The sequence below is a fragment of the Paraburkholderia sp. JPY419 genome, from assembly GCF_050435705.1.
Lineage (GTDB): Bacteria > Pseudomonadota > Gammaproteobacteria > Burkholderiales > Burkholderiaceae > Paraburkholderia > Paraburkholderia youngii.
In genome coordinates this window covers 3,787,246-3,796,794 of sequence record NZ_JBNDKV010000002.1, presented here as the reverse complement: position 1 = coordinate 3,796,794, position 9,549 = coordinate 3,787,246, and the positions used below count along the sequence as shown (strand labels likewise).

The 9,549-nt window shown below is 63.8% G+C and carries 3 protein-coding genes; all 3 read right to left on the bottom strand.

Annotation, left to right across the window (positions count from 1 at the left end; genetic code table 11):
* Positions 1 to 126: 126 nt before the first annotated feature.
* From QFZ91_RS23545 to QFZ91_RS23535, 3 genes are read right to left on the bottom strand one after another with little or no spacing between them, the layout of a single operon-like run.
* Complete coding sequence (locus QFZ91_RS23545; protein ID WP_429568598.1) at positions 127 to 909, bottom strand: outer membrane lipoprotein-sorting protein; 783 nt, start codon at positions 907 to 909, stop codon at positions 127 to 129.
* Between the two features lie 38 nt (positions 910 to 947).
* On the bottom strand, positions 948 to 1,451 hold the full coding sequence (locus tag QFZ91_RS23540; RefSeq protein ID WP_429568597.1) for a hypothetical protein: 504 nt from the start codon (positions 1,449 to 1,451) through the stop codon (positions 948 to 950).
* Positions 1,448 to 9,535: an Ig-like domain-containing protein gene (locus QFZ91_RS23535; RefSeq protein WP_429568596.1), complete on the bottom strand. Its 8,088-nt coding sequence runs from the start codon at positions 9,533 to 9,535 to the stop codon at positions 1,448 to 1,450. The genes QFZ91_RS23540 and QFZ91_RS23535 overlap by 4 nt, the downstream gene beginning before the upstream one ends.
* Positions 9,536 to 9,549 lie beyond the last annotated feature (14 nt).

Genomic DNA, 9,549 nt, shown 5'->3' with positions numbered 1-9,549 from the left:
CCGTGCCAAGGCTGTCGTCCGACCTCGCGGCCGGCACTTGCGCCAGCACGAACGCGGCGGCGATCGCCACAAGCAGCCACCACCAAGCAATCCGTTTCATCACCTTCTCCCGGGGTGCTGCCGTCGCTAGCGAGCCGGCACCTTGACCATGGCGAGTTGCGGCTTGGCGAACAGCGAATCGTCGGCGGCCTGATTCACCGTCACGTGCTGAATCGTCATCTGATGGGCCTGCTTCACGCCCGCGACTATTGTCTCGAGCGTATGCGGCACGACCAGGCCGTTTTCCGCGTGGTAATCGCGGAAGTAGACGGCGACGTTGTGCATGCGCCCGTCGAGCTTGCGCGGGTCGCCATCCATTTTCAGCTCGAGAAAGTTCGTCGCGTCGATCCACACATGACGCTCGGTGTGATCTTTCGTCGTCAGCAAGAGCCTATAGGCGCGGTGGCCCTCCACGGTATCCATGCCCTGCACCGCGACCTGGCTGCCCTTGCTCGCGTAGTCGATCAGCGGGCCGTCGAGATCGGCGGTGTTCGCGGCCGATTTCGCTTCGGCAGACGTATAAGGCTCGGCGTCATTGCGTCCGAGGAACGGCCGGACTTTCCAGCCTTGTGAACCGTCGTAGACCTGATACGCGGTCTGATTGTCGAAACGAAGTTCAAAGCGGCTCTTGTGCGGCCGCTTCATCGTCATCGTGAACGGCAGCTTGACTGGTTTGGTGCCGCCCACGTCGATCTGACCTGTCATCGTTATCGTGTTGACGGCGTGCCACGCCTTCAGACCGCCGCGCGCAGCGACGTTGCGCTCCACGATCTGCGCCGCGCTCAGGTCGGCCGCCGACGCCGCGGCCGGCATCAGGGCCGCGGCCAGCAAGGCCGCCATCGGCACCGTCATCGAAAACAACCGCTTCATGGCTCACCCCTCCCTTTGTTCGCGGATCGCTGGCGCGATCATTCGACCACCAGTCCATCGATATGAAACGTGCCGATCAGCACGTTGACGCGATCGCCTGCCCTGATCAGGTTGCCTTTGTTGGAGAACACCACCCAGTATTGCTGGCCGACCTCCTGCGGACCGGTCTGCCGAAGCTGGCCGATCGTGTCCATCACCGGCACTTCGAGCAATGCATGACTTCTCTCGCCGTACAGATACGGCGTCGAGTTCTTGTCGCCGAGCAACTGCGCGACCGCCGGGTCGGTGACGCGATAGCTGAAGCGCAACAGATTGCCGGAGGCGGTGCGCCGCACGCTCAGGTTGTCGACGCCATGCATCATTTGATACAGCTGCTGCGCGTGCTGCGGCACTTTCACCGGCATATACGGTGACGCCTTTGTCGAAGTCGCTGCCGCCGCCGGGTTCTGCTGCGCCGCGGCTGCATCCAGCATGACCGCGGCCAGACAGACACCCGTTAGAACCAACGCGGCTCGCCACGCCGGAGACGATGGGTGTTTCATGGCAAGAGTCCCCCGGGACCGAACGGCAGCAAGCTTCCTGTCACCAGCCCGGCGAGACCGGCATTTTTACCATTGCTCGGCAACTCGACCGCGCCGATATCGATCCCCCCGGCCTGCGGGCGCGCCGTGCCGAAGAAGTCGTGGTTCGGCGCACCGGCCGCCACGCCTGCGTTGACGGCCGGCGAATTCGACTGGATCGCATAGTCGCCGAGCGGCACGCCGTAGCCGGCTCCCGTCGTGATCGTGGCGTTGGACAGCGACAGCGGCCCATACGACATGTTGATCCAGTTGTTGCCTTCATCCGGCGTGGCCGACGGCAGCAGGCTGAAGAGCGGATTCGGCAGCACCGTGTCGGCAATCCCCGGAGGCACCGCGAAGCCGACCCCTCCAGCTTCAGGTGGCACACGCGAGCCGTTGCAGTACTGGCTGACGACGCCCGGATTCGTGCCGATGTTGTGCGCGTTCGGGTAATCGACGGCATCGGTCAGGATCGAATACTGCGGGGCTAGCGTCACCCCCGACTCGTGAGTCGCGGGCTTCACATCGCCATACGCGCCGATGTCCCAATACATCGCATGCGGATCGCAATACCCGGTCTTCTGGCCCGCCTGGTTCAGCGTCGGGTTCAACGTGACCATGTTCTGCCGGCCCTGAATGTTCGGATCGAGTCCGGCCACGGTGATATAGAAGGAGCGGTTTTGCCAGAACACGTTGTTCGTCAGCACCGGGTCGGAGAACGTCTGGCAGTCCGACACGTTGCCAGGACACTTCAGGTTTTTCTTCGAATTCGCGAACGCACTGATGAAGTTCGCCGTATGCCGCGCGACCTCGAGACCCGCCGGCTGGAACACGGACGTCGTGATCGGGCTGCAAGTCGTTTCGGCGCCCACCGTCGTGCAGTTCGGCGGCCCGACGTTCGCCTGCGCAGCCAGCGCCGTATTGAACAGCACACCGGCCGTGGAAGTCGAATCGTTCGAAATCACCGTGTTATTGATGAAGCTCACCGCCACCGCGTCCTGCAGCGACACGCCTCCGCCCGCCCAGCCCGCCACGTTGTTCGCGATGATGTTGTTGATGACGGTAACGTCGTTCCACGATTTGCTGTCGCTCGGACTGCGCTGCACGTCCGTGCCGTTGATGTTCTGCAAACGCAGACCGCCGCCTTTACCGCTTTCCGCGGTATTGCCGACAATCAGGTTGCCGTCGATCACGAGGCCCGGACCGACGCCATCGGAAAGCTGCGGCGCGCAGTCGATGTCGACCGCCGAGTTTTCACAGAAGGTGCCGTCCGGCGGCACGCCCTGGGCGATGATGCCGCCGCCGTACGTCGGCAACGTCGGGTTGTTGCTCTGGTTGAAGATCACCCAGTTGTGCGAGATGTCGCCGTTGTAGCTGAACCCGAAGTGAGCGATGCCGCCGCCGTCGCCGCTGCTGATATTGCCGCACACGAAGTTGTAGTTGAAGTGATAGTTGTCGGCGCCCGAGCAGAACGTCACGCCGGCCGCGGACGAAGGCGTCGTCGAGTTGATTTCATCGCCATACGCTGCATTCGAGGTCACCGCGTTGTGGTGCACGTTCACAAATGTGTTGTACCCGAACGGCAGCTCCGTGACGCCGTTCGCCGCGATCGTGCCGTCCGGCACTTCGACCTGACCGACCGTGATGCCGCCCGTGAGCGTTCCGGCATTGCTCGACACGCGGTTGTTCGACACCTCCGTGTAGTGGTTCCAGCCGTGCAGGAAGATCCCGCCGCCGCCTTGCGAACTATTCGTGAAGGTCATGCCGTCCACCCGCGACGGATTGCACAGGAAGTTGCTGGGGTACTGAGCGCAATCCTTTTTACTGCTGGTGAGCGGCGTGCAGATGCCGTTCGCCGTGCAGTTCGCGTCTGCCTGCCCGTTCACGTCGGCCACGCCCTTGGCGAGCACCGTGATGGCGGCGCCTTCGTAGGCTCCCATCAGCGTGGGTTCGATCAGCAGTTCGCCGAGATTGCCGTTGAGCGTGTTGTCCCAGCCAATCGTCGGTTCCAGCGGAATCGCATCCACTTGCCGTTGCATCGCGCTGCTGCACGAGTACGTGCCGGTCGGGTCGTACGAGTTACTGGAGCTGATCAGGCCACCGTTGAGCGCCACGCCGAACAGGCAGTCGACCTGCCTGCGCCACGGGTCCATCTTGCCGGACGGGTGGGGATTCGCGTTGACCGTCACGGAGCTCGCGCCGACGCCTTGCAAACGAACCGGCTTCCACATCAACAGCATCTCCTTGTAGACGCCGGGGCCGACGATGATCATGTCGCCCGGGGTTGCTTTGTCGATGGCGGTCTGGATGGCGTTGCTCGTGCCGTTCTCGCCAGCCACATAGGTAGGCGCCTTACCGCCGATCGTGACTGTGACCGTATCGATCGACTTCTTGCCGTTGCCGGCCGTGATCACCAGTTCACCGCAGCTCGTCGCCGTGGTTACGCCCATCTGCTGGATCGTGCAGCTCGACTGCGTCTTGCTCAGCGTAGGCACCGTCACTGTGATCTGCATGTCGCTCCACGAGGTCACCGTCGCGGCGGCACCGCCGATCGTGACCGTGCCAGTGCCCTGCGCGGCCCCGAAGCCATAGTGACGCGTGACGAACTTCTGGTTGAACGGCGCCTTGGTCTGAGCCGGCCCGCTATAGGCATGGTTGACTACGGTCTGATCGCCGAGCGCTTTGATCGTCAGCGTATGGCCGGCCGCACTGACCCACGGACCTGCCCCACTGCCGCCGATCGTGTCGCCGGTCACCGTCGAGACGGCCGGGGTTCCGTCGGGATACGCGCAGTCAGGCTGGTTGTAGCCATCCGCGAAGGCCTGGACGGGCACGACCGGGGTATCCATGTACTGCGTCTGTCCGGGCATGAACGGAATCTCGTAGCAGAACTGGCTGTACGCCGGGTTATAGAGCGAGTCGTGGATCGTCTGGCCGGGGTGCGCCGGATCAGGCTTGTCGGGATCGTTCATGCAGGCCACCATCATGTTCGGCGCGTAACCCGTCGGGTTCGGCGGATTCACTTCCCACGTCGAATATTGCAGCCCGTTGAAGATGCCCCACTGATCCGCATACACACGGGACACTTCGTTGCCGGCGAAGTCCTTCAGCGAAACCGGCACGTTCGGCACCGCGAACTTTTCACCGAACTGCGGCGAGTACGGGTCGAACTCCGACGAGAAGTCATCCAGCATGAAGCCCGTGAAGTGAGCGGCGACGTGCGTGGAGCTGAATATCCAGAACTTCGCGACCGCCGACATCTGGTTGGTCAGCGTGACTTCCTTGCGGTCGCACAGGTGCCGCGACGCGCCCGCGAACGGTGCGACTTCCTGCGAGCCGGGGAACAGGCTGATGAAGTCCGGCACGATCCGCAGCGCACCGACGCACGGCCAGGACGGTTGAATGACGCCCGTAACCTCTTCGTTGCGAGGCTGCATGCCGAGATCCGTGGTCGGGTTCTGCGCATTGTTCGCGTTGTAGCTCGAATTCACCGCCGCCTGGTCGGGCAGGATGAAGATGTTGCCGAGACTGCCGAACTGTTGCGTCACCGGCGCGATGTAGTTGTCGCCGATCAGGATGTTCTTGTCCTCCTCCTTCACGAGTTCATAACCCGGCGGCACGATGACTTCGACCACGTACTTGCCTGCGGGCAGCATCTTCGTGCCGTCGCCGGACGGGTTCGTCACGCAGATCGAGCAGTTCGTGCCGGTCGGCTTGCCGGTGGTCGGGTTGCGGCCCGTCACGCTCGGGAACTGGTACATCCCGTCATACGGCGCGGGCTGCAACTGGTTGAACGCGTGCATGCCGTCATAGCACTTGAATTGCGAGTTCGCCGGCAACGCGCGCTGCTGGGGATCGAGCCATTGCGGCGAGTTTTTCAGCGTGAAGAAGAACGGGTCCGTGGTTTCCTGGCCGGGACAGTTCATGTTCGGCACGCCGTCCGAACGGAAGCCCTGCGCCCAGTCGTCCCAACTGCTGGTTTTGGTCGTATCCACGAGCGCGAGGCTCTGGGTGCCGTCCGCGGCAACGCTCTCCTGATAGAGGTTCACCGTGACGTTCGGCACATTCGGCGTCCAGCTATTGTGAGAGAGTTGGGCCGGGTCGTCGAACGGCCGTGTCGACGCATAGACCACTTCGCCACGAATGCCGCCATTCTCAGTTGGGCCGAACGGCGTCTTGCCGAATTCGAGGAACGAGCTCTGACCGGAGAAGCCTTGCCAGCCCATGGTCGTCACCCATGGCGGATCGATCCGTCCCGTCGATGGATTGGTGCCTGAGCGATCGTTGCAGTCCGCGTCGTTGCAATACACCGAGCCGGGGAAGCGCAGGTTAGTCGGCAGGTGTGCCGTCGCGGATTCCTTCGTATTGGCGTAGTGAGCCGCAATGGTCGAGGTACCGCCGCCAAGTGTGCCATCCGGCGGGCCGCCCGCGTCGTAGACCGCATGGACGCCGGTCTGCTTGTAGCGCGTCGTATCGGTCTCCGCGATGTACCAGTTGAACAGCGGGAATACTTCGTTGAACGACGCATAGCCGTTCATGTCGGTGGTCAGGAAATTCGAATAGCTGCCGTCGCGGAACCGGATCGTGGTTGGCACGAGCGCGAGACCGGGCTTGCTGGCATCCGACACGCCATTGCCATTGGTGTCGAGGAAGGTTCGCGTGTACAGATTGGTGTGCCATTGAAGCACCGACAGCTCGCCGACGTTCGCCGTCTGCCCACCCTTCACCGCGACGGCCGTTGCCAGCCCGTCGACGATCTGATCGTTCCACTGATCGAACACCGTGATTCTGTACGTGCCATCGGGCAAGCCGCTGATGCTGAACGAGCCGTCGGCCGCGCACTTGGTGAAGGCGACATCCTCGCCGTCCGGATCGCCGACGCTCACGTAGCACTGCGTGAAGCTGAGCGAGTTGCGCGAGCCGGCGCCGTAGAGGTTTTCGTTAGGCGGCCGGCTGTAGTGCAGGTTGGTAATCTGGCCTTTGATGCCGTTGTTGCAGGTCACGCCTTTGCAAAGAAGCGGCAGCCGCGCATTGATGATCTTCGGATTGGCAAAGCCGATCGTCACGTGAAAACCCGCCGGCCCGAATTCCTGGAAGTACGCCGGGCCGCCGACCTTGATGAACGCATCGTGCGCTTTCTGGCCGTCGAGCGTGTTGGTCTGCAGCCACTCTTCGCCGCGTGCGATGCGGTCGGCCGCAGGGTACGCGGCTACACCGAAGCGCCCCGGCATCAGATTGGCGATGATCGCCTGGCCCACCAGCGGCGACAGCGTCTTGCCGTCAGACTCGAATTTCGGGCAAGTCGGGATCATGCCGACGATGCCGTCATGCGTCGTCTTCGAGATCGGGCAAGCGTCGAGACCGGTGGCCGGGTCCTTCATTCCCGCGAGCGAGTTGGACAGCGGATTGTTGAACATGTCGTAGCTCATCTGGCCGGTCGCATCGCCCGTGCCGCCCGCGTCGTCGAAGAGCTTGATTTCGAAGCCGCCGAGGCCCGGTTCACGCGCCGTGCCGAATGCATCCGTACCGCCGCTCACGTCCACTTCACCGTTGACCGGCGCGTCGTCTTCAAACACGAACACGGAAATTTTCGCGGTCTGCAGCGGGGTCTGTTGCAACAGCACGTTCACCGCCGTTTGTGCCGGTGCGATCGGCGCGCCGCCCATCGCGTGACCACACTTGCCGGTACCGGGCGCGAAGTCCGCGCCGCTCGGGCCGGACGGGCAGTCCTTCGAGATGTCGAATTGCCGTAGCGCACCGTTCGTCCCTGCTACCGGCGCGCCGGAGCCTTGCGCGAACGTGTTGCCCGCGTCGCCAGGCAGGATCGAAATGTAATAGTGCTTCGTTGGATCAAGCGCCACTTGCGACGGATCGACCGGAGTCTGTTGCGCGGCGGTCGTGCGGCATGCTCCATCGCCGACGTCGCACACGGCCGCCACATGCGTGTTGGTGGTCGGATCAAACACCGTCTGCCCCGACTCGCACGCTATGGTTCCCACGCAGCCCGACGCGATGACCGGCATATAGCTGGTATGGAAACTGGTGCCGAGACTCGGCACAGGCAGCGGCGGGCAGGTACTCGGGCGCCCGGCGCCGTTCACCTGACAGGCGGGGTCGATCTGGAACGTGCGGTCCTCCTCGATGATCCAGCGATAGTCCTTGATCGCAATGCCGGTTGGCGCGTCCTTCACCGCCACGGCGAGTCCGCTGCCGCCGTTGAACGTCACGGTGACCGTTGCGGCTGCGCTAGCCGTGTTCTGTGAATTGACCGCCTTGTAGTGGAACGTCACCTTGGCCGTCGCGTTGCCCACCGGCGGCGTCGACGGGACGGCGTTGAACGAACCATCGGCGTTCAGCGTGACGGTGCCGCCCGGGTCTGTGCTCGTCAGGACCGCGGTGAGCGGCAGGCCAGACGGGTCCGTATCGTTGGCGAGCACGCCCGGAGCGCCGATGTGCAGGAGCGAAGCGACATTGCTGGTGTACGTGTCGTTTAGGGCGGTGGGTGCGCCGGACAGGCAATGAGAACTTGCCGTGCATGGCGCCAGCGTCACGAGCGCTGTCAGCGCGGGATTGCCGTTCGCCTGATAGACGAAGCTGTCCGACGTCGTGCCGCTGTTCGGCACATACGTGAAGGTGCCGTTCTGATTCAGCGTGAGCACGCCGCCTGTCGGCGGGGTCTTGACCTGCACGCCGGAGACGCCCACATCGTTGGCAATCACGCCGCGTGCGGGATCGGTCACGCTCAGGGTGTTGCCGGGCACGAGGAAATACTTGTCGGGGTTGGCTACGGCGCCGGTGTTGGCAGCCGTCGACACCGGCGTTGCGCCACCGTTCACGCTGATATACCCCTGCATGCCGCCATCGCGTTGATTATTGGTGGACAGGCTCAGCTCGCGATCGAACACAGGCAACGCGAGTGCGCCCGTTGCAGGCGCATTCATCAGCACGTCATAGGTTTTGCCGGCAGCGAGGAACACCTCCGACTGGACCCGCAGATTGCCCGGCAAAACGTTGCCGTCCTCCGCCAGCAGCGAGAATCCGGACACCGGCGCGTTGCCGGTTTGCGCGCCCACCACGGACGGCACGTGCATGCGCAGCCCGGCATTGACGAAGCGCAGCAGCACGAGCCCCGTCGAGGCCGGCGCGGCAGCCGCAAAGGTCGAACCGGCCGCGTTGTTGCGGTCGAACGCGATGCCGTTGATCAGGTAATAGCGCGGGTCGTAGTTCACCGCCGGCGGATAGCAGGTGCCATACGTCGACGACGACGGATTGCCGCAACCGCCTGGCTGACCGGACCACACCGTGGTTTCGCTGAAGCCGGACGTCGTCACCGCCGATGCCACGGCGGCGTTCTGCACCGGATCGATTTCGCTCAGCACGAGCGGCACGTCCGCGTCATAGCTGACGCCGGGATAGGCCAGCGCGCGCGTCGAGCCATTGGCCGGCGTTCTGACCACCAATACGCCGTACAGACCCATCGGCCCCTGAATGGACGGATGCGTGCCCGACTCGATCAGGTAAGTGCCGGGGCTGAGATTGTTCCAGGTCAGGGAGGTCGTCTTGCCATGCGTCACTTCGTTGGCGAACGACTGCACCCGCGGCGGCTGGGCGGGCGGCGTGAAACTCGCGCCGCTCGCGCTGCTGGCGATCGGCCAGGTGGTCGCGGTTTGCGTCGCATGCACCGGACTTGCCGTGCTCGTCGCCGTCGTGCCTTGGCCGACACCGAGTTGGCCGACCACGACAAGCGAAGTCGGTATCGAGCCCGGCAGACTGTTCGTGAGATTGATGGTCAGCGAGCCGGGCGGCACCGTGATCACGACAGGCGACCAGTTTGCGCCCGCGCCCGCATTCGACGCCGCGCATGTAGCGGGCGCCGTCGCCGCCGCTGAACAGGCGTAACCCCACATCGGCACGACCTGTCCGTCGGGAAGCGCAATCGTCGAGGCCTGCGCCGTGAGACTGACGCTTTGGGCAAAGGCCATGCCGCTCGCCGTGAGCAGGATCGTTGCGGCGACGCCCGCCTTGATCAGACCGAGGAGCGTCCCTTTGAACTGGGTGGATCTCATCGCGTTTCTCCCCG

Bases quoted from the DNA above. Each gene is read 5' to 3' on its own strand.
- QFZ91_RS23545 (WP_429568598.1), bottom strand. From the start codon at position 909: ATGAAGCGGTTGTTTTCGATGACGGTGCCGATGGCGGCCTTGCTGGCC.
- QFZ91_RS23540 (WP_429568597.1), bottom strand. From the start codon at position 1,451: ATGAAACACCCATCGTCTCCGGCGTGGCGAGCCGCGTTGGTTCTAACG.
- QFZ91_RS23535 (WP_429568596.1), bottom strand. From the start codon at position 9,535: ATGAGATCCACCCAGTTCAAAGGGACGCTCCTCGGTCTGATCAAGGCG.